Annotated in this window: 22 protein-coding genes and 2 tRNA genes; 6 read left to right on the top strand and 18 right to left on the bottom strand. The window is 72.8% G+C overall.

Going from position 1 to position 23,206, the window contains the following annotated elements:
- Positions 1-6 precede the first annotated feature (6 nt).
- The 5 genes from ABZT47_RS30635 to ABZT47_RS30615 all read right to left on the bottom strand — a co-directional run bounded on the left by ABZT47_RS30635 (position 7) and on the right by ABZT47_RS30615 (position 5,171).
- Positions 7-79: transfer RNA gene (locus tag ABZT47_RS30635), tRNA-Ala, on the bottom strand.
- 191 nt (positions 80-270) lie between these two features.
- Positions 271-1,497: an MFS transporter gene (locus tag ABZT47_RS30630; protein ID WP_354849701.1), complete on the bottom strand. Its 1,227-nt coding sequence runs from the start codon at positions 1,495-1,497 to the stop codon at positions 271-273.
- Positions 1,498-1,699: 202 nt separating this feature from the next.
- The gene (locus ABZT47_RS30625) at positions 1,700-2,470 is read right to left on the bottom strand and encodes an SRPBCC family protein (RefSeq protein WP_354849698.1); all 771 of its coding nucleotides are present in this window, start codon (positions 2,468-2,470) and stop codon (positions 1,700-1,702) included.
- Between the two features lie 181 nt (positions 2,471-2,651).
- Entirely contained in the window at positions 2,652-3,518 is an 867-nt protein-coding gene (locus ABZT47_RS30620) for a hypothetical protein (RefSeq protein WP_354849696.1), read from the bottom strand.
- A gap of 366 nt (positions 3,519-3,884) precedes the next feature.
- Positions 3,885-5,171: an MFS transporter gene (locus tag ABZT47_RS30615; protein ID WP_354849694.1), complete on the bottom strand. Its 1,287-nt coding sequence runs from the start codon at positions 5,169-5,171 to the stop codon at positions 3,885-3,887.
- Positions 5,172-5,270: 99 nt separating this feature from the next.
- Between ABZT47_RS30615 and ABZT47_RS30610 the strand changes: the two genes are divergently transcribed.
- Positions 5,271-6,356, top strand: a complete 1,086-nt coding sequence (locus ABZT47_RS30610; protein ID WP_354849691.1) for a helix-turn-helix domain-containing protein — start codon at positions 5,271-5,273, stop codon at positions 6,354-6,356.
- Positions 6,357-6,410: 54 nt separating this feature from the next.
- On the opposite strand, the gene ABZT47_RS30605 is transcribed toward ABZT47_RS30610, so the two are convergent.
- Complete coding sequence (locus ABZT47_RS30605; RefSeq protein WP_354849688.1) at positions 6,411-7,337, bottom strand: alpha/beta hydrolase; 927 nt, start codon at positions 7,335-7,337, stop codon at positions 6,411-6,413.
- 152 nt (positions 7,338-7,489) lie between these two features.
- On the opposite strand from ABZT47_RS30605, the gene ABZT47_RS30600 reads away from it, so the two are divergent.
- Both ABZT47_RS30600 and ABZT47_RS30595 read left to right on the top strand, forming a co-directional pair.
- On the top strand, positions 7,490-8,365 hold the full coding sequence (locus ABZT47_RS30600) for a helix-turn-helix transcriptional regulator (protein ID WP_354849685.1): 876 nt from the start codon (positions 7,490-7,492) through the stop codon (positions 8,363-8,365).
- Complete coding sequence (locus tag ABZT47_RS30595; RefSeq protein WP_354850016.1) at positions 8,277-8,831, top strand: GntR family transcriptional regulator; 555 nt, start codon at positions 8,277-8,279, stop codon at positions 8,829-8,831. The genes ABZT47_RS30600 and ABZT47_RS30595 overlap by 89 nt, the downstream gene beginning before the upstream one ends.
- A gap of 234 nt (positions 8,832-9,065) precedes the next feature.
- Here ABZT47_RS30595 and ABZT47_RS30590 read toward each other — a convergent pair whose 3' ends face one another.
- The 4 genes from ABZT47_RS30590 to ABZT47_RS30575 all read right to left on the bottom strand — a co-directional run bounded on the left by ABZT47_RS30590 (position 9,066) and on the right by ABZT47_RS30575 (position 13,069).
- Complete coding sequence (locus ABZT47_RS30590) at positions 9,066-9,878, bottom strand: hypothetical protein (protein ID WP_354849682.1); 813 nt, start codon at positions 9,876-9,878, stop codon at positions 9,066-9,068.
- Positions 9,879-10,009: 131 nt separating this feature from the next.
- A complete protein-coding gene (locus ABZT47_RS30585) occupies positions 10,010-11,281 on the bottom strand; it encodes a D-arabinono-1,4-lactone oxidase (protein ID WP_354849680.1) in 1,272 nt (423 codons plus the stop codon).
- A 195-nt stretch (positions 11,282-11,476) separates the two neighbouring features.
- Positions 11,477-12,034 carry a GNAT family protein gene (locus ABZT47_RS30580; RefSeq protein WP_354849677.1) on the bottom strand — a complete coding sequence of 186 codons (558 nt, stop codon included), beginning with the start codon at positions 12,032-12,034 and terminating at the stop codon, positions 11,477-11,479.
- A gap of 117 nt (positions 12,035-12,151) precedes the next feature.
- Positions 12,152-13,069 carry a LysR family transcriptional regulator gene (locus tag ABZT47_RS30575; protein WP_354849674.1) on the bottom strand — a complete coding sequence of 306 codons (918 nt, stop codon included), beginning with the start codon at positions 13,067-13,069 and terminating at the stop codon, positions 12,152-12,154.
- A gap of 100 nt (positions 13,070-13,169) precedes the next feature.
- Here ABZT47_RS30575 and ABZT47_RS30570 point away from each other — a divergent pair, with 100 nt between their 5' ends.
- Both ABZT47_RS30570 and ABZT47_RS30565 read left to right on the top strand, forming a co-directional pair.
- On the top strand, positions 13,170-13,535 hold the full coding sequence (locus ABZT47_RS30570; protein WP_354849671.1) for a nuclear transport factor 2 family protein: 366 nt from the start codon (positions 13,170-13,172) through the stop codon (positions 13,533-13,535).
- Positions 13,536-13,570: 35 nt separating this feature from the next.
- Entirely contained in the window at positions 13,571-15,100 is a 1,530-nt protein-coding gene (locus tag ABZT47_RS30565) for an MFS transporter (protein WP_354849668.1), read from the top strand.
- 84 nt (positions 15,101-15,184) lie between these two features.
- On the opposite strand, the gene ABZT47_RS30560 is transcribed toward ABZT47_RS30565, so the two are convergent.
- From ABZT47_RS30560 to nadD, 4 genes are all read right to left on the bottom strand, one after another.
- Positions 15,185-15,257, bottom strand: a tRNA-Ala gene (locus ABZT47_RS30560).
- A gap of 124 nt (positions 15,258-15,381) precedes the next feature.
- Positions 15,382-16,038: a histidine phosphatase family protein gene (locus ABZT47_RS30555; RefSeq protein WP_354849665.1), complete on the bottom strand. Its 657-nt coding sequence runs from the start codon at positions 16,036-16,038 to the stop codon at positions 15,382-15,384.
- Entirely contained in the window at positions 16,031-16,438 is a 408-nt protein-coding gene (gene rsfS, locus ABZT47_RS30550) for a ribosome silencing factor (protein WP_354849662.1), read from the bottom strand. The genes ABZT47_RS30555 and rsfS overlap by 8 nt, the downstream gene beginning before the upstream one ends.
- 50 nt (positions 16,439-16,488) lie before the next feature.
- A complete protein-coding gene (nadD, locus tag ABZT47_RS30545) occupies positions 16,489-17,094 on the bottom strand; it encodes a nicotinate-nucleotide adenylyltransferase (protein WP_354849659.1) in 606 nt (201 codons plus the stop codon).
- Between the two features lie 141 nt (positions 17,095-17,235).
- Here nadD and ABZT47_RS30540 point away from each other — a divergent pair, with 141 nt between their 5' ends.
- Positions 17,236-18,252, top strand: coding sequence for a M48 family metallopeptidase (locus ABZT47_RS30540; protein ID WP_354849656.1), 1,017 nt, complete (start codon positions 17,236-17,238; stop codon positions 18,250-18,252).
- Positions 18,253-18,433: 181 nt separating this feature from the next.
- On the opposite strand, the gene ABZT47_RS30535 is transcribed toward ABZT47_RS30540, so the two are convergent.
- From ABZT47_RS30535 to proB, 4 genes are all read right to left on the bottom strand, one after another.
- Complete coding sequence (locus ABZT47_RS30535; protein ID WP_354849653.1) at positions 18,434-20,347, bottom strand: protein kinase; 1,914 nt, start codon at positions 20,345-20,347, stop codon at positions 18,434-18,436.
- A gap of 178 nt (positions 20,348-20,525) precedes the next feature.
- The gene (locus ABZT47_RS30530; RefSeq protein ID WP_354849650.1) at positions 20,526-20,705 is read right to left on the bottom strand and encodes a hypothetical protein; all 180 of its coding nucleotides are present in this window, start codon (positions 20,703-20,705) and stop codon (positions 20,526-20,528) included.
- Positions 20,706-20,816: 111 nt separating this feature from the next.
- Entirely contained in the window at positions 20,817-22,100 is a 1,284-nt protein-coding gene (locus ABZT47_RS30525) for a glutamate-5-semialdehyde dehydrogenase (RefSeq protein WP_354849647.1), read from the bottom strand.
- Positions 22,093-23,202: a glutamate 5-kinase gene (proB, locus tag ABZT47_RS30520; protein ID WP_354850013.1), complete on the bottom strand. Its 1,110-nt coding sequence runs from the start codon at positions 23,200-23,202 to the stop codon at positions 22,093-22,095. Before proB ends, ABZT47_RS30525 begins: the two co-directional genes overlap by 8 nt.
- Positions 23,203-23,206: the final 4 nt, after the last annotated feature.

Genomic DNA, 23,206 nt, shown 5'->3' with positions numbered 1-23,206 from the left:
GCCAGGTGGAGCTATGGGGATTCGAACCCCAGACCTCCTCCATGCCATGGAGGCGCGCTACCAGCTGCGCCATAGCCCCTTGCGATGCGCCGACAGTCTATCGGAACCCGGCGGGGCCCGTGTACGGAAGACCGCCGCCTCCGGCCGCGCGAGAGGCGGCCGTGGAGCGCAGGTCACGACATGGGGATGCCGACGCGTCGGGTAAGACCGTTGAGATGTTCGAGCGGAACCACCGCGTGCTTGCCGAGCGAGCCGGGTTCGCCGGCTCGGTCAGGCGGGCTCGTCCTCCAGGTAGCGGTCGCCCGCGGCGTACCAGCCGGTGAGGATGTGCGCCGCGACCACGGCGAACAGCAGCGTGAAGGGCAGCGTCCACCCGCCGGTGGCCGAGTACAGCATGCCCACGGCGAGCGGCCCGGCGCCGGCGATGAGGTAACCGACGCTCTGCGCGAAGGCCGACAGCGCCTGGGTCGCCTCCGCGGTGCGGGTGCGCAGGGCGAACAGCGTCAGGGCCAGCGGGAACGAGCCCATCGCCACGCCGGTCAGCATCACGAAGACCCACAGCGCCGAGACCGGCGCCCACAGCATGCCGCTCAGGCCGACGAGGTACAGCAGGCCGAGGCCGGCGACCATGGGACGGCGGCCGGTCACCCGTGCGGCCAGGACGGGCACGGCCAGCGAGACCGGGATGCCGAGCGCGGTGAAGACCGCCATGCTGAGCCCGGCCTGACTATCGGTGTATCCGCGGTCCTGCAGGAGCTGCGGCAGCCAGCCGAACATCACGTACGCCACCAGCGACTGGGTGCCGAAGTACCCGGTCACCGCCCAGGCCAGCCGGTTGCGCACCAGCGCCCGCGTCCCGGCCCTCTCTCGCCCGCTGAACCGCTCCGGCTCACTGCGCGACAGCGCAAGCCACGGAATGGCGGCCACAGCGGCGAGTGCCGCCCACACACCGAGGGCGACGTGCCAGTCGCCGGCGGCCCGTTCGATGGGGACCGTCGCGGCGGCGGCGAGCATGGTGCCGACGGCCAGTGCCGTCGCGTACACAGTGGTCATGGTGGCGGCGCGCTGCGGGAAGTGCCGCTTGATCAGCGCCGGGATCAGCACGTTGCCGATCGCGCCCCCCGAGAGCGCCACCACGCTCGCCGCGAGGAACACGACGCTGGAACCGGTCATGACCCGCGCGAGCAACCCGGTGCCGAGGAGCAGCAGCGCCCCCAGCAGCAGGCGGTGCTCGCCGAGGCGCCGCGCCAGCCAGGGCGTCACCGAGCCGAACACGGCGAAGCAGAGCACCGGCAGGGTGGTCAGCAGGCCGGCGACGACCCCGGACATGCCGAGAGCGCCGCTGACCTGGTCCAGGACCGGCCCCAGGCTGGTGACCGCGGTGCGCAGGTTGAGCGCCGCGAGCACCAGGCCAAGACCCACCAGCCATGACAGCCGTACCGGCGGCCGGCGGTGCGACGCGGCGGTGGCGGACGGGGCGGTGGTGAGCACGCTCATGGCGGGGACTGGTCTCCGTTGGTCGATCAATACATCGAATCATGGGATGACTGGATGTCATTGATGTTAACAGACCCACAGACTGTCCGCTTTGCCGGGGTGACACCCCCGCTATGGCCGCCCTTGGCATCATGTCGACGTGCCCGTCCGGCGGCATGAAGAAGGGGGCGGGCCGCCGCCCGCCCCCTTCTCCTCGCGCGCGTCAGCCCAGGCGCTCGGGGCGCTCGGGCGCCAGCGGCGGCTCCTCGTCCCAGCGAGGGGTGCCCTGCGGCGAGACCGGGCCGGTGCCCGGCGCGGGGAGCGGGGTCTCCGGCGGGTAGTCACGCTGGACCGGCTGCGGCGGCATCGGCTCGCCGTACGCGGCGCCCGTCCCCGCCATCGTGCCGGTGCCCGCCACCGGGTCGGCGCCCGTGGCCGTCCCGGCCGCCGGGGTCAGCCCGGGCCCGGCCGTGGTGCCGGTGCTCGGCATCACATCGGCGTCCGGCGCCGTGCGCGCCGCCGCCGCGGAGTCGTCGCCGATCGGCGAGGGCACCTCGCCGCGCCAGCCGCCGGTCTCGCGGCCCCGCGACTCGATGAACTGCTTGAAGCGCTCCAGGTCCCCGTGGACGCGCATGCGCACCAGCTGCAGCTTGTCTCCGACCGTCTCCACGACGCCCTCGGGCTCGAAGTCCATCCGGAGCATGACCCGGGTGCTCTCGGCGTCGAGCGGCTGGAAGGTCACCACGCCGCCCTGGCGGGGCTCATCCATGGACCGCCAGGCGACCACCTCGTCGGGGCGCTGTTCGGTGATCTCCGCCTCGAACTCACGGTGGACGCCGGCGACCTGGACGCTCCAGGCCAGGCGCGTGTCGTCGATCTGCTTGACCGACTCCACCCCTTCCATGAACTCGGGGAAGCTCTCGAACTGGGTCCACTGGTTGTAGGCCGTCCGGACGGGCACGGCCACGTCGACCGAATGCTCGATGGTGCTCATCGGCTTCCTCCCTTTTTGTGGGTTCGGAAACCTGCTCTGCCCATCAATGAAAGCGCTATTCGGACTTCGGTCCAGCAATACCGGGCCATGGGACGATCAACCACTGCACCAGGGGTGCCGGGCCGAAATTCCCCGGTCACCTCCGCCCGGCCGGTCGCCGGGCGGAGGTGACCGGGGGGAATCAGTGGCAGTTCACCAGCACGATGGATACGACCGTGCAGCGCACCTGGGCGGTGTCGTTGGCGGCCACCGGGTCGGTGGGGCTGGAGCTCGTGCGGGCGGCCGTGAAGGTGTAGGGCACGCCGATGTTCAGCAGCCCGACCGGCACCGAGAACTTCCTGGTCTGCGTGGCGCCCGGCGCGAGCGGGCCCACCGTGCAGTTGACCGCTCCCGAAACGGCGGCGCAGTCGCCGGGCGTGGCGCTGAGCCCGGGCGGCAGCGTCGTGGTGACCGTGGCCGTCTGCACCGTTCCGGGACCGTTGCCGGTGACGCCGACGGTGAACTCGATCTTCGGGACCAGCAGGGCGAGCTTGGGCGTCGCGGTCAGGCGCACGGCGGCGTCGGCCTCGTTCACGATGGTCAGGACCGGTCCGGTGACGATCTCGGAGGCGTAGTTCGAGCCGCCGAGCTGGCCCTGGAAGGTCTGGTCGCCGGCCGGCGCGTCGTCGGCGATGTCCAGGGTGAAGGCGACGGTCGCCGAGGCCCCGCCGGACAGCGCCCCGACCGGGGCCTGCACGCCGATGGGCCCGCCGGGGCCGGGAATGGTGGAGCACGGCCCGGCCGCGCCGTCGCATCCGGTCAGCACGGCGTAGGAGGGCAGGAGGCCGGGGGTGGTGAACAGCCTGGCGGTGGCGTTGAGCACCGTGAAGGCGTGGATGTTGGTGACCTTGACGGTGACCGTGACCGCGTCGCCGGTGTTGACCTGGGACGCCGACAGGGCCAGTTGCACCTCCGGCTCCTCGGCGGAGGCGGGGGTGGCGAACAGCGGGGACAGGACCATCGCGATGACCGTGAACGCGAGGGCCAGGAGGTGCCGGAGGGGTCTCATCGCAGCCTTTCCATCGAAGACCTGGACCATCCGACTATGGCCGTTCATAACCCCGCAGGAAGCGAATCGAGGTAATTATGTGACCACATATGGTGACCAATTGTGGACGCCTGCCACGGCCAACGCACCGCCGATCCCAAGCGTCCAACACATTCGCCCCGAAGCGGCCGAGTCACGGCAGCGGCCCGTCCACCCATGCGGCAGTGGTGAGCCCGAAGGCGCGGACACGCCGCAGGAGACGTTGACGAGGCTCACCGCGTTCATCGCCGACGACAAGGGCGAGGCGGGTAGCCGACGCCATCACTAGGTCGATCGCCCAAGCGCCCCGACGTGAGGTGCGCGAGAGGGAGCCGTCTGGGCCACCGATCAGCTGAGACCTTCCTCGAGCCATGCTTCACCTTCTTCCACGTCGCCGCCTACACCGGAGCGCGGGACGGGGAGCCGAACTGTGGCCGGGGACCGATCGTTCTCGGTGGCGACGGCGGAGGCGGACACGAGCGTCGCGGCGGCGAGGCCGCCCCAGAGTGCGGCCTCGCCGTGGGAGGCGAGAGCGGTGATGACCGCCGGGGAGACGGCGAGGCCGAACCCCGTGGAGAGCTGGAAGCGCGCGAGGGCACGTCCCAGGACAGGGGCCGGAGCGAGGGCGGTGACGAGCGCGGTGGCGCTACCGGCGTAGATGATCTCACCGATGGTGCAGACCACGGCCACCATGGCGACGGCCGGGGCGCCCCAGCCGCGTCCCAGCGAGGTGGCCGCGAGGAAGCCGAGGTAGGAAGCGGTGAGTACCACGCCTGCGAGGGCCAGCACGGTCCGCCGGGAGAAGCGGGACATCAGGACGGTGACCGGAACCTGCAGGGTGACCACCAGCACCGTGTTGGCCACGAAGACGGCTGACGACCATACGGGTGATGCGTGCAACCGGGTCACCAGGACCAGGGGGACCGCGACTTCGAAGATGTTGAGGCAGAAGACATAGACCACGTTGGCGGCCAGCAGCGCGCGCATGCGAGGAGCGGGCCCGTCGTCCCTGCCCCTGGGCGGGGTGGCAGCCGGATGAGCGTGCACGTGGACCGACCACGCCAAGGCCGCCGCAACGAGATAGGCGAGCCCGGTGACGGCTGCCAGCGCCTGCAACGCGGTGGTGCCGCCGGTCAGGCAGGCGGTGGCAAGGAGCGCCCCCGCCCCCAGGCCGGCGTTGCGCAGGGCACGGCCTCCCGCGAGAGCGGCGTCCCGCTCGCGGCCGTGGGCGACCGTGGCCACGAGGGCTGCGTGGGCGGCCGGCCATGCCTGGTTGCCGATGCCGAGGAAGAGCGCCGCCGCCGCGAACAGCCGGACGTGGCCCGCCGGGGCGGCCGGCAGCAGCGCCACACCCAGGACCCGCACCGACATCGACGCCGCCACGACCGTGCTGCGTGCGCCCCGGTCCAGCCATCGGCCGACCGCGGGCATGCACACCAGACCCATGACGGCGCCGACCGTCATGGCGATGCCGGTGGCCGACGCGGACAACCTCAGCACCGTCACCCCGTACAGCAGCAGAAAGGGCCGCAGCATGCCGGTGCCGAGCGCGTCCACGGCCAGGGCGACGGCATAGCGGGGGCCGCCGGAGGCACGGACGAGAGCGCGCGGCTGGATCTTCGTGGTGGTCGCCATGGCGCCAACGGTGCGTTCGGGCGCCGCGCTGGGCACGCCGGTTGACGGACACCGTCAATCGACGCGGCCGTCGGCCATCCGACCAGCGATGATGAGGGGATGACGTTGAGGATCGACATCAGCGGCCTGCCGTCCGGGCGACTGCGGTTCGCCGCCTCCCCGCTGGCCGAGCTGACCGCGATGCTCCACGTACTGGCCGAACCCGGGCATCATCCGCGGCTGGCCGCCTGGGCCGCGGACGTCTGGGCCGGGCTGCGGCCGGAGCTGGCCGAGCGGCTCAGGGAGGCGGAGTTCCTCTGGCGTTCCTCACGAGCCGACTTCCTGGTCCCCGCCCGGCCCCGGCCGAGCCTCGCCGAGGAGTTGGACGATGTGGACCGGATCGACGATGAGACCTACGTGACCGCCGCGCTCGTCACCACCTGCGGCAGCAACCGGGTCCGCTTCGGCGCGCCGTCGCCGCTCGCCGACGCGACGGCGCGCGAGCGGGCCCTGGACCTCGCCCAGGCCCGCGGCGCGCTCCAAGAGGCCTTCGCGGAACGGCTGCTCGCGGACCCGGCCGCCGTCCGGGCACGGGTGCGTCACACCCTCGAACAGTGCGCCGAGGCCTTCTTCGACGCCGCCTGGGCAGGCGTCGCCGTGCGACTGGCCACCGACCTGCGCCTGAAGCACGACCTGCTGAAGCGCCAGGGCATCGGGGCGGCACTCGCGTCGGTCTCCGGCGCGGTCACCCTGGCGCCGGACGGCGACCGCATCGTCGTGGACAAGTTGCAGGACAACGCGATCCCCGCCCACGGCACCGGGGTCACCTTCCTTCCCAGTGTCTTCGGCCATCCGCACCTGGTGGTGATCCACGCGCCCGGATGGCAGCCGGTGGTGCAGTACCCCGTGGCCGAGCCGATTCCATCGGAGCCGGTACCGCTGGAAACGGTCACGCTACGGCTGGAGGCACTCGCGCATCCGGTACGGCTGCGGCTGCTGCGCACCCTGGCCCGCGGCCCGCACACCACCGGCGAGCTGGCCCACGCCTGGGAACTCACACCCCCGGAGGTCTCCCGCCACCTCGCCGTCCTGCGCCGCGCGGGCCTGCTCACGGCCCGGCGGCACGGTCGTTACGTCCGCTACACCGTTAATCTGCCCGACCTGACGGCGTTGGGCGCCGACCTGCTGGCGGCCGTACTGCGCTGAGCAGCCCGCCACATCACGCGCCTCCACCACAGCCAGGCGGACGGTGCTGATGCGCTACGCCACCTGTACCAGGTGTTCACCGAAGAACCCGGCGATCCTCTCGACGGCGAGGTCCACGTACTGCTTGTTGTCATAGAGGTCAACGTGACTGGCGCCGTCCATCCAGTGGATCTCCTTGGGGCCGGTGGCCCGCTGGAAGGCTTCGACGCTCATCCACGACGTGACGGCACGGGAGCCGACGATCATGAGCAGCGGGCGGCGCCCGATCAGTGGGATCGGTGCGAAGGCGTCGAACGCCGCCATCTTGTCGATGCTGTCCCAGGTGAGGAAGCCCGCCGAACGGGGATGCCGGGCACGCTCGGTGCGGTAGTACTCGAAGCCCTCGGCACCGTGCTCTCCACCCAGCGCATACGCCTGTTCGGCGGTGTCGGGAAAAAGGGTCAGCACCGGCGGCTTCCCGCCCCGGGCCTCGACGGTGCGGGCGTGGGCCGCGGCGTCCAGCATGCCGAGGAACACGGCCGGGTCCTGGGAACCGTCGGCCCCCAAGCGGAACTGGCGCGCCACGTCCACGGCGCTGACGGTGGCGAGGGCCTTGACCCGGCGGTCACCCGCGGTGGCCGAGAGGGCGTACCCGCCGGAGGCGCAGATGCCGAGCAGGCCGATGCGGTCCGGATCGACGTCGCCCCGGCCGGTGAGGAAGGAGACGGCGGCCTTGAGGTCCTCGACGCGCTGCGCGGGGTCCTCCAGGCCGCGAGGTTCGCCGCCGCTCTCGCCTTGGTAGGCCGCGTCGTAGGCGAGCGCGGTGAACCCCCTTTCGGCCAGGAGCCGGGCGTAGAGGCCGGCAGCCTGCTCCTTCACACCGGTGCCGGGGTGGCCGACGACGATCGCCGGACGCGGCCCCTCGGGAGGGGTGTCGGGCATGTAGAGATGACCGGCGAGCGGGATGCCGGCGCTGTGGAAGGTGACGTCGATCTTCGCCATGGAACTCTCCGTTGAACGGTCAGCCGGCCCGGCACGGTGCCGGGCTCGTGTCCACGGTCGTCACAGTCCCGAGCAGGCGTAAGCGGCGAGTTCTTGCCTGGGAAAAACCCTGCCCCCTCACCCACACCGCTACAGGCTCGACAATGGAGGACATGAGCACCGTGTCCGGACCCGGCGAGCTGGGCGCCTTCCTCAAGGCTCGCCGGGCGCAGCTGGCCCCGCAGGACCTCGGCCTGCCCGAACAGGACTCCCGCCGCAAGGTCGCGGGGCTCCGCCGCGAGGAGGTCGCCCAACTCGCCGCGATCAGCGTCGACTACTACACGCGGCTGGAGCAGGGGCGGGTCAGAGCCTCCGCGTCGGTGCTCGCCACGCTGGCTCGGGCACTGCGCCTCGACGACGACCAGCAGCGATACCTGTATCAACTGGCCGGCAAATCCGACACGCGGCCCAGGAGGCGCCGGCCCCCGCAGCGCGTACGCCCCGCCATGCGACGCCTGCTCGGTCAGCTCACCAGAACCCCCGCCGTCGTCCTGGGCAAACGGCTGGACATCCTGGAATGGAACGCGGGCGCCGCAGCCCTGTACACGGACTTCTCACAGATCCCCGCGGGCCGGCGCAACTATCTGTACCTGCTGTTCACCGACCCGATCATGCGAGGCATGCACCTGGAGTGGGAGCACGATGCGCGCGACGCCGTCGCCGCTCTGCGCATGGAGTCCGCGGCCGATCCCGACGACCCCCAGCTCGCCCTGCTCGTCGGCGAGCTGTCCGTGCGGGACGCCGACTTCCGTACCTGGTGGGCGGAGCATCGCGTCAACAATGCCACGTATGGCACCAAGCGTTACCGGCATCCGCTGGTCGGTGATCTCACCCTCGACTGCGACACCTGGAGCAGCCCCGACGGCTCAGGACAGCGCCTGATGGTCCTCACCGCCGAGCCTGGTTCCCCATCCCACGACGCGCTGCTCATCCTCACCGCATGGGCGTCGAGTCAGCCGAGCGAGAACCTTCCTTCCACGCCACGATGATGTCCCGCCCAGCGGCGACGCCGCCGATCGGGCGCGAACAGGCCGAGCCGCGCCGCCGCGGCCCGATCCGCCGAGCAAGCCGGCCGCAGCGAAGATCGCACGCCCGGTTCCGCTGCGCGAGAGCGTTTTCGAGGCGCTTCTCGAGCTCATCATCAGCGGGTCCCTCCGCCCCGGCCGGCATCTCGCCGAAAGCGAGCTCGCCGAGATGCTGGGGGTCTCCCGTCAGCCGATCAGAGAGGCGCTCCAGCTCCTCAGCGGCGAGGGCTGGGTCGACCTGTTCCCCGGCCACGGCGCGTTCGTGCACGCCCTCACCGCCAAGGAGGCCGACCAGCTCCTGGCCGTCCGGACGCTCCTCGAAGCCGAGGCCGCGCGACTCGCGGCCCGCAACCACACCGAGGAGGAGCCCGCCCAGCCCCCGCCGAGCCGGCGCCGCCGGCGGCGGGCGCCCGCGTCGTTCGGAAGTTGACACAGATGTCACCCGCGGCTCGCTAAGAGGAAACATCGCCCGAGGAGATTGATCACGAGGGCGAAGTCGCTTGTCTCCACGGGAAAGCCGTGTGGCGGCGCGTCCGCCTCCGAGGCCGGGGACGCCTCGGGAGGGCGGCCGCGTCGCCACACGCCGATACCTCGCACAGTTGGTCTCCCAGGATTCAGCCGCCCGGCCCTCCCCGCCCCCGGGCCGGTGAAGGACCCTCGCGGGCTAGCGCGCCAGTGACAGCAGCAGCGCGCCGCCGATGGCGAACCCGTAGCCGGCGGCGGCCAGTGCGACGACCCGGGTGCGGCGCGGCTCGTCCCAGCGGGTGCGCCCCAGCAGCCAGGCCAGCGCCGGGAGCACCAGCACTCCGTGCAGGCTCACCCCGTGCACAGGCTTGAGGAAGCCGCCGACCTGGTAGGCCAGCTCAGGCCGGCCGGCGGCGACCAGGGTCATGCCACGGGCGATCATCGCGGCGCCCGAGGCCAGCCCGACGAGCAGGGTGAGGAACCCCGCGCGCAGCGCCAGTCGCATGCTCGCCGGCAGACCGGGGTCGCCGCGCAGGGCCTGGACCGAGAAGACGACCAGGACCGCCACCAGGATGACGCCCCCGGCCGCCAGCATCGTCGACACCAGGCCGTCCACGGTGGTCTCGCGGTTGAAGTGCGAGGGGACGTGCCGCCACGCCTGCAGGGTGATGCCGCCCACCTCGGCCGCACAGTCGGCGGCGAAGACCCCGAGCAGCACGGCACGAGGGCGCTGTCGCAGGCGCACGTACGAGGTCACCCAGGCGATCGTGATCAGGGTCAGCCCGAAGGACACGCCGAACGTCGCAGGCTTGCGCCAGGACACAGGCCCCTCCCAGGGACCGCCGAGGACGGCGAACACCCCGAGATGGAACACCCCCGCCGCCACCAGCACCACGCCCACGACGTGACAGAGGCGCTCGGCGGCAGGGGCGTCGTCCCAGTGGGCCGCCAGGACCGCGAGGCCCCGGCGGAGCGGCGAGGCCGGGCGGGCGCCCGCGGTGGCCGTGGTCATCACGGTTCCACCCTCCCGGCTGCCGCGGAGCCCCGCATCGTACGGCGGGCGACGCTCGCCGTACGACCACGGGAGTACCCTCAGCGAGATCGACGGGGACCTGCCGCCACGGCGCCCGTGGCGCGTGGCCGTCAGGAGGCGTCGAGAAGGTGGCGGGCGACGAAGTCGTTGGCGAACCTGCCGGTGGGGTCGTAGCGGCGGGCGAGCGCCTGGAAGTCGCCGAGGCGGGGGTAGCGCGACCGGAGCGTCTCAGGGTCGACGGTGAAGAGCTTGCCCCAGTGGGGGCGCGGGGCGTAGGGGGCCAGGCGGTCCTCGATGAGGCCGAGGACGGGCGTGACCGCGTCGGCGTCCTTGATCCAGGTGAAGTGGAAGGCCACGCTGTCGCGCTCGTGGAAGGGGCTGAGCCACTGCCGGTCGGCGGCGATGGTGCGGATCTCGGAGATCTGCAGCACGGGGGCGATGCGGTCGCTGATCGCCTCCAGGGCGTGCAGCGCTGCCACCGCGTCCCGGCGGGCGACCATGTACTCCGACTGCAGTTCCTCGCCGCTGCTCGGGGTGAAGTCGGGGCGGAAGTGCGGCAGCCGCTCGAACCACGGTCCGGGGACGCCCATCTGCTCGGTGCAGTGGACGGCCGGCATGCCGGGCACCGGGTGCCTGGGCCCGTCGGCCAGGGTGGCGCCCAACAGATCGGGGACGGGCGCGGGACCGGTGGCCTGGTCCAGGCGCTCCTTGACCCACACCTGGCCGATGCGCGAGGTGCGCCAGTCGGTGAACATGCTGACGCTGTAGGCGCGCGAGACCAGGTCCTCGAAGTGGTCGTCCAGCGCCTCGACGGGCAGCCCCTCGTAGACGTACTGCCGCACCTCGAAGGCGGGGACGATGTCGAGGGTCAGGCCGACGACGGCCCCGAGGGCGCCGAGCGCCACGACGGCGCCGTCGAACTCCTCCCCGTCCCGGTCGCGGCTCAGCGTCACCAGGTCGCCGTCGGCGGTGACCATCTTCACCGCCGACACGGCCGTCGCGAGGCTGCCGTTTCCGACGCCGGACCCGTGGGTCGCCGTGGCGCAGGAGCCGGCGACCGAGATGTGCGGCAGCGACGCCATGTTGGGGACCGCGTACCCCTTGTCGTGCAGGCGCCGCCCGAGCTCGGCGTACCGCACGCTGCCGGAGACGTGCACGGCCGCCGAGGCGGTGTCGATCTCCACGACCTGCGGCAGCCCGTCCAGCGAGACCAGGGCGCCCGGCGAGTCGGCGACGCGGTTGAACGAGTGCCCGCTTCCGAGCACCCGCACCTTGGCGCTTCCCGCGATCAGGCCGCGCAGCTCGTCCAGCGACGAGGGGGCGTCGAGACGCTCCGCCGCGAAAGTGATATTACGTGCCCAATTAGTCAGCTTCTGCGTCAACTGCGGCTTCCCTCGGCTTTCACGGCAAGTGCTCCATTTGACCGCTGAATGGCACTCTAGACGTAAGGAATCCATCCGGGGAGGCCGCCTGCCCGGCACGGCGTCGGCGCGCCCGCCGCGACGAGCGCCCGACGACCCCGGCCACGGCGGACGCGGCAGAGGCCGCCGGCCGGGCAGGAGTGCGGGAGCCGGGCGTCACGCGCCGCGGCGGGCGGCCCAGTCGGGAGCCAGGACGGACATCACGATCGCGTCGTGCCAGGCTCCGTCCCAGCGCAGCGCGTCGCGCAGCACGCCCTCCTCCACGAAGCCCGCCTTGCGGTAGACGTGCCGGGCCCGCTCGTTGAAGTCGAAGACCTCGAGCGAGACCCGGTGCAGCCCCACCGTGGCGAAGACGTGCGCGAGGACCAGCTCTATCGCCTCGGAGCCGTAGCCGCGGCCGAAGACCCGCGGCCCGGCCAGGGCGATGCGCATGCCGCAGGACAGGTTGTCGGCGTCCAGGTCGTTCAACACGATCTCACCGACGTAATCGCCCTCCTTGACGTCGCAGATGGCGAGGTCGAGCCGATTGTCCTGCTCACCGCGGGTGGAGTACCACTTCTCGATCGCCGCACGGGTGGGCTTCCCGTGCGAGCCCGTCAGGCGCACGGTCTCGGGATCGTTGACGAGTTCCCACAGGCCCTCGACGTGCTCGGGACCGGCCGGGCGAAGCACGACGCGCTCACCGGTCAACGTGGGCTTGCTGGCGAATGTCACCCGCCAGTGCTACCAGCCGCGCACCGGCCGGGACAACCGCTTTCGCGCCCGGCACGCCGCCCGGGCCGACTCGCGCCCGGCCCACCGCCGTGGCGGCCCCCGCCGGCCGCCCCTGTCTCAGCCGGCCCCGCCCGGCTCGCGGCCGGGCGCCCGCCCCCGGCCGGTCCCGAACGCTCGGTGGGCGTGCACCAGCAGCTCACGCGCCGCGGGACCGTGGGTGTCCTTCCACACCAGGGCGAGCAGGGCCGGTGTCTCGACGTCGTCGATGGGCAGCGCGGTGAGGTCCCGGTGACCGCCCACCATCGAGTCGCACAGGACGGCGACCCCCAGCCCGCGGCCGGCGAGGTCGGCGATGGCGTCGGCGGCGCTGGCCTGCAAGGCGATCAGCGGCCGGAGGTTCCGCGCCGCGCAGGCTTGGTCGAAGACCGTGCGCAGGCCGGTGCCGGGCGGCATGCAGATGATCGGCAGGTCCACCAGGTCGCGCAGCGTGACCCGGGGCAGGGACGTCAGGGGGTGGCCGGCCTGGACCACCGCGACGAGGCGCTCGCTGATGATCATGAGCGCGCCCAGCCCTTCGGGGGTGGCGGTCGCGGTGCCGATCAGGGCCAGGTCGACGGTGCCGGCGCGCACGCCCTCGACGAGCCGGTCGGAGTTGTCCTCCAGCAGCGAGATCTCCACGCCGGGATGCGCCCGGTGGAAGGCGGCGAGGGCGTCGAACAGGGGCGTGATGGTGCAGCCGATGACCATGCCGACCGTCAGCCGCCCCCGGATCAGGTCGGTCACCTCGCCGACCGCCTGACCGAGCGCCCCGGCGGCGGCGAGCGCCGCCCGGGCGTGCTCCAGCGCGGCCTTCCCCGCGACCGTGAGGGTGGCCGACCGCGCGGACCGGTCGAACAGCTCGGCGCCGAGCTCCCGTTCGAGCTGCCGGATCTGGGCGCTGACGCCGGACTGGCTGATGTGCACCCGCTCGGCGGCGCGGGTGAAGTTGCGCTCCTCGGCGACGGCGACGAAGTATTCCAGCTGCCGCAGTTCCATGACTGTTGATTCTAGCTTCTAGCAGATCCATCTGTTGGACTTCTGGTCGCGGTGCGCGCAACCTGGGACACGTCAGAGCCCGATGCCAGGAGGAAGATCCATGACGGAGTACGAGAAGGCCATGCGGCCGGAGGACGTCACCCGCTTGTTCGTCGAGCGCTCCAACGCCGGCGACGCGGCCGGGGTCGCCGCCCTCTACGAGGAGGAGGCGGTGCTGGCGTACCCGCCCGGCGGCCGGACGGCCGGCCGCGAGGCGATCCGCGCGCTGTGGGAGCAGGTGCTGGCGGGCCGCCCCCACTTCGAGCCGGAGGAGCCGCTGCCCACGCTGATCAGCGGCGACATCGCCCTCACCTCCACCGCGCCGAGGGACGGCGCCGGCGCACGCGCCCAGGTTCTGCGCCGCCGGCCCGACGGCAGCTGGCTCCGCCTCCTCGACCAGCCCGAATTCGTTCCCCTCTCCCGCTGAACCACCCTCGACACCACGAAGGAACAGGTATCGACATGCGCAAGTGGCTGCCGCTGATCACGGTCTGCCTGGGCACGTTCATGCTGCTGATCGACGTCACGATCGTGAACGTGGCCCTGCCGGACATGGTGGGCGACCTCGGCGCGTCGTTCGGGGCGCTGCAATGGGTCGTGGACGCCTACGCCCTCGCGCTGGCCGCGCTCCTGCTCGGCGCGGGGTCGATCGCCGATCTCGCCGGGCACCGCCGCGCCTACATCGCCGGGCTCGCCCTCTTCGCGATCTCGTCGGCCGCGTGCGGCCTGTCCCCCGGCACCGGCGTGCTGATCGCCGCCCGCACCGTGCAGGGCATCGGCGCGGCCGCCATGTTCGCCACCACGTTCGCGCTGCTCAACAGCGCCTACACCGGACGCGACCGCGGCAGCGCGTACGGCGTGTGGGGCGCGGTGGCGGGGGCCTCGGCCGCGGTGGGCCCGATCCTCGGCGGCCTGCTCACCGAGGGCGTCTCCTGGCGCTGGATCTTCTTCGTCAACCTGCCGGTCTGTGCCGTCGCGATCGTGCTCTGCGTCAGAGTGCTCGCCGGCGCGAACGCGCCCGCCCGAGGCCGGGTCGACGTCCTGGGCATCGCGAGCTTCAGCGCCGCGGCCGCCTGCGGCACCTACGCGCTGATCCGCGCGAACGAGGAGGGCTGGTCCGACGCCGCGGTCTGGTGGCTCCTGGTCCTGGCGGCGGCGTTGCTGGCCGTGTTCGCCGTCTTCGAGGCGCGCTCACGCCACCCGATGTTCGACCTGAGGCTGCTGCGCGACCGCTCGTTCGCGGGCGTCCTGCTCGCCGGAGCGCTGATGACGTTCGCGGCCTTCGCCCCCTTCACCTACACCTCGATCTGGCTGCAGTCGGTGCTCGGACTGACCCCCATCGGCGCGGGGCTCACCGGACTCCCGATGTCGGTCATGTCGTTCATCGTCTCGGCGCTGCTGGGACGGGCGCTGCACGGCCGGCGGCCGGACCTGGTGATCGGCGCGGGACTGCTGTTCGTCGGCCTCGGCTGCCTGCTCGCCGCCGCGCTCGTGCACGGTGCGGCCGGCTGGACGGCGCTGCTGCCCGGCTTCGCCGTGATCGGCGTCGGGGTCGGCCTGGCGACGCCGATCCTCGGCTCGGTGTCCATGTCGCTCGTTCCGCCCGAGCGGGGCGGAATGGCCGCCGGCGCGGTCAACACCACCCGCCAACTCGGCTTCGCCCTGGGCATCGCCGCCCTCGGCAGCGTCTTCGCCGCCCGCGCCCAGACCGGCCTGTCCGAGCACGGCCTCCCGCAGGCCGCCCGACTCGCCCGGGGCATCGCCGGCGGGCAGACGCCCGCGCTGCTGACCGCCGTGCCGCCCGCCGCGCGCCAGGCGCTGGACGGCGCGGCGCACGCCGCGGCCGTGTCGGGCGTCCAGGCCACCTACGCCGTAGGCGGGGCCGCCGGTGTCCTCGCCGGCCTGCTGGTGGTCGTGCTCATGCGGCCGGCCCGGCCGCCCGCCGCGCGTCAGGACGACCGGCCGCCCGTCGCGGAGCCGGCCCGCCGATAGGGCCCGGACGCGAAGATCCCGCCCGATCGTTGATCGGGCGGGATCTCGTCGCTTCCCTGGGACCGTCCTGAGGACGGGCCCCGGTGGAGCTATGGGGATTCGAACCCCAGACCTCCTCCATGCCATGGAGGCGCGCTACCAGCTGCGCCATAGCCCCTGGTCACCGCTCGGGGTGTTCCCCTTGCGGCGCTCGGAGAGCATATAGCGACAACCCCCCGTTGACCTAATCGACACCTTCCCGCCGCCCGGACGCCGCGCGCCGCCGCGACCGGGCCGCGCGGTCAGATGGCGGCCGGAGCCGAGTCGGGACGGTCGTCGCTGCTGATCGGCTCGGGGAGCGTGCCGGCGTTGTGCTCCAGCAGGCGCCAGCCCTTGCGGCCCTCCTGCAGGACGGACCAGGAACAGTTGCTCAGGCCGCCCAGGATGGACCACAGCTCCTCCGGCAGGCCGAGCAGCCGCGCCAGCCCCAGGCGGATCGCCGCGCCGTGGGAGGCGACGACGAGCAGGCCGCCCTCCTCCAGCCGGGCCACCCAGCGCCGGGTGGCGGCGGCCACGCGGTCGGCGACGTCGGTGACGGCCTCGCCGCCCGGCGCCTCCCACTCGGCGTACTCCACCGGCCAGCCCGCCGCGATCTCGGCGCGGGTGAGCCCCTCCCACTCGCCGCCGCCGCGCTCACGCAGGTCCTTGTCCACCAGGACGTCCAGCCCGGCGACCGTCCCGAGTGCGGCGGCGGTGTCCTGAGCCCGTCGCAGGTGCGAGGAGACGATCAGCGACGGGCGCAGCGACGCGAGCAGCGAGGCCGCCCGCTCGGCCTGGGCCACGCCGGTCTCGTCGAGCGGGATGTCGGTGTGCCCCTGGAAGCGCTGCTCGACGTTCCACAGCGTCTGGCCGTGGCGCCAGAACACGACGCGCCGGCCACCGCGCTTCCCCTCACTCACCTGCCGTCCCGCGGCCCCGCTGGGCCTGCACCCGCCGCACGCTCTCGGGCAGGGCGATGGACGGGCAGTCCTTCCACAGCCGCTCCAGGGCGTAGAAGGTGCGGTCCTCCTCGTGCTGCACGTGCACGACGATGTCCAGATAGTCCAGGAGCACCCAGCGCCCCTCCCGCTCGCCCTCGCGGCGGACGGGCTTGGCGTGGGCCTCGATGCGCAGCCGCTCCTCGATCTCGTCGACGATCGCGCGGACCTGACGGTCGTTGGAGGCGGAGCAGAGCACGAAGGCGTCGGTGATGACCAGCTGGTCGCTCACGTCATAGGCGATGATGTCGTCCGCCAGTTTCTCTGCCGCCGCCTCGGCGGCGAGCTGGACGAGCTGGCGGGATCTCTCGGATGCTGTCACGATGCGGCTTGTTCCTCCTGTGAAGGGTACGAGGTCCAGCATTCCCATTATCAGGATGCCCGGTAAAGCCCCCGCTTGTTGATGTACTGAACAATCCCGTCGGGGACCAGGTACCAGATCGGTTCCCCGGCGGCCACCCGCTGCCGGCACTCCGAGGAAGAGATCGCGAGCGCCGGGATCTCGACGAGGCTGACCTTTCCCTCCGGGAGGCCCGGGTCCTGCAGGAGATGGCCCGGACGAGTACAGCCTACGAAATGCGCCATCGTGAAGAGCTCATCGACGTCGCGCCAGCTCAGAATCTGCGCCAGCGCGTCGGCGCCGGTGATGAAGTACAGCTCGGCGCCCGGCTCGTACATGGCCGCGATGTCGCGCAGAGTGTCGATCGTGAACGTCGGCCCCGGACGGTCGACGTCGATGCGGCTCACCGAGAAGCGAGGGTTGGACGCGGTCGCGATGACCGTCATCAGATAGCGGTCCTCCGCCGCCGACACCGTCTGCTCGGCCTTCTGCCACGGCCGGCCGGTCGGGACGAACACCACCTCGTCCAGGTTGAAGTGATGGGCGACCTCGCTGGCCGCGACGAGGTGGCCATGGTGGATCGGGTCGAACGTCCCGCCCATGATGCCAAGCCGCCTGGTAGGGGCCCCATTTCTCATGCGAGGGACCCTAACGTGCCGCTCGGCCCCGCGGGGCTCCGGCCCCCCGGCGTCGCGGCGGCACGCCCGGGCGCCCCGCCGGGGCAGGAAGCATCTTCCTGGGCCGCGCGCGGGCATCCGCCCCGACGTAGCATGCCGACCATGACCACCTCCACCCCGGATCGCAACCGTATCCAGCTGCCCGGCATCAGTTCCCGGGCCTACGAGCATCCAGCCGACCGGTCGGCTCTCGTGGCGATGCGCTCCCTGTCGGGCTTCGACTCGGTGCTCAAGCGCATGTCCGGCCTGTTCAGCGAGCGCCGTCTGCGGCTGATGTTCCTCGGCTCCTCGGTGCGGGCCAGCGAAACCCAGTTCCGCGCCCTGTACGACATGGGCCGCGACAGCGCCTACATCCTCGACCTGCACCGCATCCCCGAGGTCTACGTCCAGCAGGACCCGCGGCCGAACGCCATGGCGGTCGGCTTCGACGACCCGTTCATCGTGGTCAACACGGGCCTGCTCGACCTGATGGACGAGGAGGAGCTGCGGTTCGTCATCGGGCACGAGACCTCGCACATCCTGTCCGGCCACGCCGTCTACGGCACGATGCTGGCGATCCTGACCCGCCTGGCCACCCGCGTGGCGTGGATCCCGCTCGGGTACATCGGGCTGCGCATCATCGTCACCGCCCTGGAGGAGTGGCACCGCAAGGCCGAGCTGTCGGCCGACCGCGGCGGCATGCTCTGCGGGCAGGACCCCGAGGCCGCCATGCGCGCCCTGATGAAGCTCGCCGGCGGCTCCCGCCTGCACGAGATGAACATCGAGGCCTTCCTGGACCAGGCCCGCGAGTACGACACCGCCGGGGACGTGCGTGACGGCCTGCTGAAGGTGCTCAACCTGCTGGGCTCCACCCACCCGTTCGCGGTGATGCGCGTGGCCGAGCTCGACCGGTGGCGGCGGGACGGCGAGTACGAGACCATCCTGTCCGGCGACTACCCCCGTCGCGAGGACGACGCCAACGCCAAGGTCTCCGAGGAGGTCAAGGCGGCCGCCCGCTCCTACCGCGAGTCGTGGGCGCAGTCCCAGGACCCGTTCATCGGCGTCCTGCGCGACGTCGCCGAGGGCGCGGTCAACGCCGGCGAGCGCATCTTCAACCGGTTCGCCCGCCGGGACAACTGACCGGCGCCCGCGGTCCACGGCTGGCGGGTGAGCCGGCCGCGACCGGTCAGCGGCATCGGCCGGCACGCCGTCGAGCTGCGCACGGGGGCGGACGCGGTGCGCGCCGCCGCAGCTCACGGCCTTTCGTCCCGGCCGGCGGCCCATCCTGACGGGCCCCGGCCCGCCGGGTGGCCCGGTGTCCTCAGAAGGCGTGCGGCAGCACCCAGGCCAGGACGCGGACGGCGGCGGCGCACACCGCGACGAAGCCGCCGAGGACGGCGAGCGCCCGCAGCCCTTCCCTGCGCAGGTCGGGCACGCGGACGCCGGCCCGCTCGACCTCGCTGCCGACGATGCCGCCGCACACGACGCCGAAGACCACCCCGGCCACGGTCATCGGGCCCGGCTGCGTCCACCACTCGCCCTCGATGCTCCCTCCGGCGGCCACCCAGAACGCCGAGGCGGCGATCGCGGAGGCGGGCACTCCCGGCCACACCGCCGCGCTGAGGATCGACCCGGTCAGGGTCACCGGGAAGCACACCACGCGCAGCGCTCCCCGCACTCTGGCCGACCTTCGGTTCCTGACCAGCCAGTGCCCGGTCCACCAGGCGCGGGCCAGCACGCACAGGGCCGCCGTGACGATGAACGTGGCCGGCGGCCAGATCACCGACACCACCACGCAGGGCACGGCCAGCATGGCCAGGACGATGAGCACGGCGCTGCCGGGCGGGGAGGAGATCGACGCGGCCGGCGCGGCGTCGGTCGCCAGCGCCGACTCCCTGACGTCGGCGGCGGCCCGCCGGACCCTGGCCATCGCCGTGGCCCCGCCGGCCCTGGTGCGGCGCTCGGCGGCCTCACCCCGCACCCGTCGCGTAGAAGCCTCGGCCTTCGCCCCGCGCTCCTGGCCGTCGGCCTTGGCCCGCCGACCGGCGTCGCCTTTACCCCGGCGCTCTACGGCGTCGGGCTTGGCCCGGCGGTCGGCGGCGGCGTCCGCCGCGGAGAGGCGAATCCGGGCGCGCTCCCCCGGCGTCTCCTCCTGAGCCCGGCTTGTGGCGGCGTCCTCGGGCCTGCTCCGGCCGCCCGCGGGACCATCGGCCTTCCCTCGGCCGGCGGCGGCGTCGGGCTTCGCCCGCCCGGCGGCCGAGCCGTCGGCCTTGGCCCGCACCACCGGCGGGCCGTCCGCCTTCGCGCGGACGGCCGCGGGACCCTCCGGCCGCGCGCGTGCGGCAGTGGCGCCCTCGGGCTTCGGCCGGGTGACCGGCGGCGCGTCGGCGGCCTTGGCCCGGGCGTTCGCCGCGCCGTCGGACCGGACGCGGCCCGCCGCCGGGTCGTCGTGCGCACCGCCCGCCGCGGGCGCCGTCGCGCGGGCCAGGCGAGCCAGCCGGTCCGACAGCAACGCGGCGGTCGGCCGCTTGGCCGGCTCGCGGTTCAGCGCGGCGCGCACCAGCGGCAGCAGGGAGCCGGGCACGCCCGCCAGGTCGGCCCGCCCGTTCAGGACGGCGTACATCTGCGCCTCGACGGTGCCGCGGCCGAACGTCGGGCGCCCGGTGGCCGCGAACGCGACCGTCGCCGCCCAGGAGTGGACGTCAGCGGGCTCGCCGACGGACTCCTCGGCGAACACCTCGGGGGCCGAGTATCCGGGCGTGCCGAGGAAGGTGCCGGTCATGGTGACCCGGGTGGCGTCCGACACCTGCGCGATGCCGAAGTCGATCAGCACGGGGCCGTCGGGGCCGAGCACCACGTTGGCCGGCTTGACGTCGCGGTGGACGACCCCCGCGGCGTGGATGATCGCGATCGCCGTGGCCAGCCCTCGGGCGAGGTCGACGAGCTGCGGACCCGACAGGGGGCCGCCCCGCCGCACCGCGTCGAGGAGGGTCTCCCCCTCGATGTGCTCCATGACCAGGTAGGGCCGGTCGCCGGACAGATCGGCGTCCAGCACGCGCGCGACGTAGGGGCTCTCGACCCGGCGCAGCGCGCGCACCTCGCGGTCGAGCCTTAATCGGGAGTCGGGATCGTCTCCGATGGGGTCACGCAGGATCTTGACGGCGACCTTCGCCCCGCGTCGGCCGATGGCGAGGTAGACCTCGCCCATGCCACCACGTCCGAGGCGCTCCACCATGGTGTACGGGCCGACTCTCCCGGGCCCGCCCACTCGCCGTCCACCCATAGGGAACGCCACCATAGCGCCCAACGACCCGCGCGCGTCGGCGACGCGCCGGAAGCGGTAGTTGAAGTTTGCTCGAATTCGCCGCGCGCCACAGACCACCATGAAGCCGTGGACCGCCATGAACCGGAGATCACCGGGAGGGCGAGGAGTCCTCCAGCAGGGTGTCCAGGCGGACGCGCGGCACCGTGGACAGCGCCTTCCTGCCGGTGCGCCGCCAGTTGACGTGACCGCGGCGCTCCAGCCACAGCATGATCTGGTCGGCCGCCGCCATGACCAGGGCGGCGTACCCGAGCGCGAAGACGAGACCCATGGCCACAGTCAACCGCCACCCAGGCGCGCTCACCCACGGCGACACGCCGAACACGTGAAGTCACCACAACATGGGGCGCCCACTGAGACGCCCAGTGCCGTCCGCGCCGGGTCAGGAACCGACGATCACGGTGCCCGCGGAGGTGCGCAGGTGGCCGTCGCCGGTGTAGACCCACTTGGTGGAGGTCAGCTCGGGCAGCCCCATCGGCCCCCGGGCGTGCAGCTTCTGCGTCGAGATGCCGATCTCGGCGCCGAATCCGAACTCGCCGCCGTCGGTGAACCGCGTGGAGGCGTTCACCGCCACCGCCGCCGAGTCGACCAGCGCCACGAACCGCCGCGCGGCCTTCTGCGAGCGGGTGACGATCGCGTCGGTGTGCGCCGACCCGTACCGCCGGATGTGCGCGACGGCGTCCTCGAGCGTGTCCACCACCGCGGCGGCGATGTCGAGCGAGAGGTACTCCTCCCCGAAGTCGTCCTCGTTGGCGGGCACGACGGCCTCGCCGTAGGCGGCGACCCGCTCGTCCCCGTGCACGGTGACGCCCTCCTGGGCCAGCCGCGCCAGGGCCGCCGGGACGAAGGCGTCGGCCACGGCCGCGTGCACCAGCAGCGTCTCGGCGGCGTTGCACACCGAGGGGCGCTGCACCTTGGCGTTGACCAGGATCTCCATGGCCAGGTCGAGGTCGGCGTCGGCGTCCACGTACACGTGGCAGTTGCCGACGCCGGTCTCGATCACCGGCACCGTGGACTCCTCCACCACAGAGTTGATCAGCGAGGCGCCGCCGCGCGGGATCAGGACGTCGACCAGCCCGCGGGCCCGCATCAGGTGCTTGACCGACTCGCGGGTGGTGCCCGGCACGAGCTGCACCGCCCCCGCCGGGACCTCGGTGCCCTTCAAAGCGTCCTGCATGACGCGCACCAGGGCGGTGTTGGAGTGGTAGGCGCTGGACGAGCCGCGCAGCAACACGGCGTTGCCGCTCTTGAGGCACAGCGCCGCCGCGTCGACGGTCACGTTGGGCCGGCCCTCGTAGATGATGCCGACGACGCCGAGCGGGACGCGGAGCTGCCGCAGCTCCAGGCCGTTCGGCAGCGTGTTCCCCCGGACCACCTCGCCGACCGGGTCGGGCAGGTCGGCCACCTCGCGCACCGCGCCGGCGATGTCCGCGACCCGCGCGGCGTTCAGCCGCAGGCGGTCGATCATGGTCTCGGTCGTGCCGCCCTCGCGCGCGGCGGCGACGTCCAGGGCGTTGGCCTCGACGATCTCGCCGACCCTGTCCACCAGGGCGTCGGCGACGGCATGCAGAGCGGCGTCCTTCGCGGCACGCGGAAGCGGCGCGAGCTCGGCGGCGGCCTCTCGGGCGGCGTGGGCGACCTTCAGGAAGTCATCGGCCTCAGACATGCCTCGCGCTCCTGCTCTCGGTGGTGGGGTCCAGTATGACGATGTCGTCGCGGTGGATCAGCTCTCGCTCGTACTCGGGGCCGAGAGTCGCGGCCAGCTCGCGCGTGGAACGCCCGAGCAGCTCGGGGATCTCCGCGGCGTCGAAGTTCACCAGCCCGCGCGCCACCGGCGTGCCGTGCGGGCTGTAGAGATCGACCGGGTCGCCGGCGCTGAAGTCGCCCTCGACGCGGGTCACCCCGGCGGGCAGCAGCGACTTGCGCCGGCCCACCACGGCCTCCACCGCGCCGGGATCCAGGTGCAGGCGGCCGCGCCCGGTCGTGGCGTGCGCCAGCCAGAGCAGACGGGTGCCGGGGTAGCGGCCGTCGGGCTGGAAGAAGGTGCCGACGTCCGCCCCGGCCAGGGCCTGGGCGGCGTGGGCGGCGGCGGTGAGCACGACCGGCACCCCCGCACCGGTGGCGATGCGCGCGGCCTCGACCTTGGTGATCATGCCGCCGGTGCCGACCCGGCCCGACCTGCCGAGCTCGACCCCTTCCAGGTCCGCCGCCCCCCGGACGTGCGGGATGCGGCGCGAACCCGGCTGGCGAGGGTCCCCGTCGTACAGGGCGTCCACGTCGGACAGCAGCACCAGCGCGTCGGCGTGGATGAGGTGGGCCACCAGGGCCGCGAGACGGTCGTTGTCGCCGAAGCGGATCTCGTCGGTGGCGACGGTGTCGTTCTCGTTGACCACCGGGACGATGCCGAGCTCCAGCAGCCGCAGCAGCGTGCGCTGGGCGTTGCGGTGGTGGGAGCGGCGCATCATGTCGTCGGCGGTGAGCAGCACCTGCCCGACGCGGCGGCCGTACCGGGCGAAGGAGGAGGTGTAGCGGGCGACCAGCACGCCTTGCCCGACCGAGGCGGCGGCCTGCTGGGTGGCCAGGTCGCGCGGGCGGGCGGACAGGCCGAGCGGGCCGAGGCCGGCCGCGATGGCGCCGGAGGACACCAGCACGATGTGGGCGCCGTGCTCGCCGCGCGCGGCGAGCACGTCGACCAGCGCGTCCAACCCGGGGACCGAGCTTGTTCCCAGCGGGGTCGTGAGGGTGGACGATCCCACCATAACCACCAAGAGG

This window comes from Sphaerisporangium sp. NPDC005289, from assembly GCF_040607455.1.
Taxonomy (GTDB): domain Bacteria; phylum Actinomycetota; class Actinomycetes; order Streptosporangiales; family Streptosporangiaceae; genus Sphaerisporangium; species Sphaerisporangium rhizosphaerae.
Note: the sequence above shows the minus strand (reverse complement) of the source record. Positions and strands in the feature narration are given on the sequence as shown.

Excerpts from the sequence above, each read along its gene's own strand:
- ABZT47_RS30630 (WP_354849701.1), bottom strand. The coding sequence starts at position 1,497 with ATGAGCGTGCTCACCACCGCCCCGTCCGCCACCGCCGCGTCGCACCGC.
- ABZT47_RS30625 (WP_354849698.1), bottom strand. The coding sequence starts at position 2,470 with ATGAGCACCATCGAGCATTCGGTCGACGTGGCCGTGCCCGTCCGGACG.
- ABZT47_RS30620 (WP_354849696.1), bottom strand. The coding sequence starts at position 3,518 with ATGAGACCCCTCCGGCACCTCCTGGCCCTCGCGTTCACGGTCATCGCG.
- ABZT47_RS30615 (WP_354849694.1), bottom strand. The coding sequence starts at position 5,171 with ATGGCGACCACCACGAAGATCCAGCCGCGCGCTCTCGTCCGTGCCTCC.
- ABZT47_RS30610 (WP_354849691.1), top strand. The coding sequence starts at position 5,271 with ATGACGTTGAGGATCGACATCAGCGGCCTGCCGTCCGGGCGACTGCGG.
- ABZT47_RS30605 (WP_354849688.1), bottom strand. The coding sequence starts at position 7,337 with ATGGCGAAGATCGACGTCACCTTCCACAGCGCCGGCATCCCGCTCGCC.
- ABZT47_RS30600 (WP_354849685.1), top strand. The coding sequence starts at position 7,490 with ATGAGCACCGTGTCCGGACCCGGCGAGCTGGGCGCCTTCCTCAAGGCT.
- ABZT47_RS30590 (WP_354849682.1), bottom strand. The coding sequence starts at position 9,878 with ATGACCACGGCCACCGCGGGCGCCCGCCCGGCCTCGCCGCTCCGCCGG.
- ABZT47_RS30575 (WP_354849674.1), bottom strand. The coding sequence starts at position 13,069 with ATGGAACTGCGGCAGCTGGAATACTTCGTCGCCGTCGCCGAGGAGCGC.
- ABZT47_RS30570 (WP_354849671.1), top strand. The coding sequence starts at position 13,170 with ATGACGGAGTACGAGAAGGCCATGCGGCCGGAGGACGTCACCCGCTTG.
- ABZT47_RS30565 (WP_354849668.1), top strand. The coding sequence starts at position 13,571 with ATGCGCAAGTGGCTGCCGCTGATCACGGTCTGCCTGGGCACGTTCATG.
- nadD (WP_354849659.1), bottom strand. The coding sequence starts at position 17,094 with ATGAGAAATGGGGCCCCTACCAGGCGGCTTGGCATCATGGGCGGGACG.
- ABZT47_RS30540 (WP_354849656.1), top strand. The coding sequence starts at position 17,236 with ATGACCACCTCCACCCCGGATCGCAACCGTATCCAGCTGCCCGGCATC.
- ABZT47_RS30535 (WP_354849653.1), bottom strand. The coding sequence starts at position 20,347 with ATGGTGGAGCGCCTCGGACGTGGTGGCATGGGCGAGGTCTACCTCGCC.
- ABZT47_RS30530 (WP_354849650.1), bottom strand. The coding sequence starts at position 20,705 with ATGGGTCTCGTCTTCGCGCTCGGGTACGCCGCCCTGGTCATGGCGGCG.
- ABZT47_RS30525 (WP_354849647.1), bottom strand. The coding sequence starts at position 22,100 with ATGTCTGAGGCCGATGACTTCCTGAAGGTCGCCCACGCCGCCCGAGAG.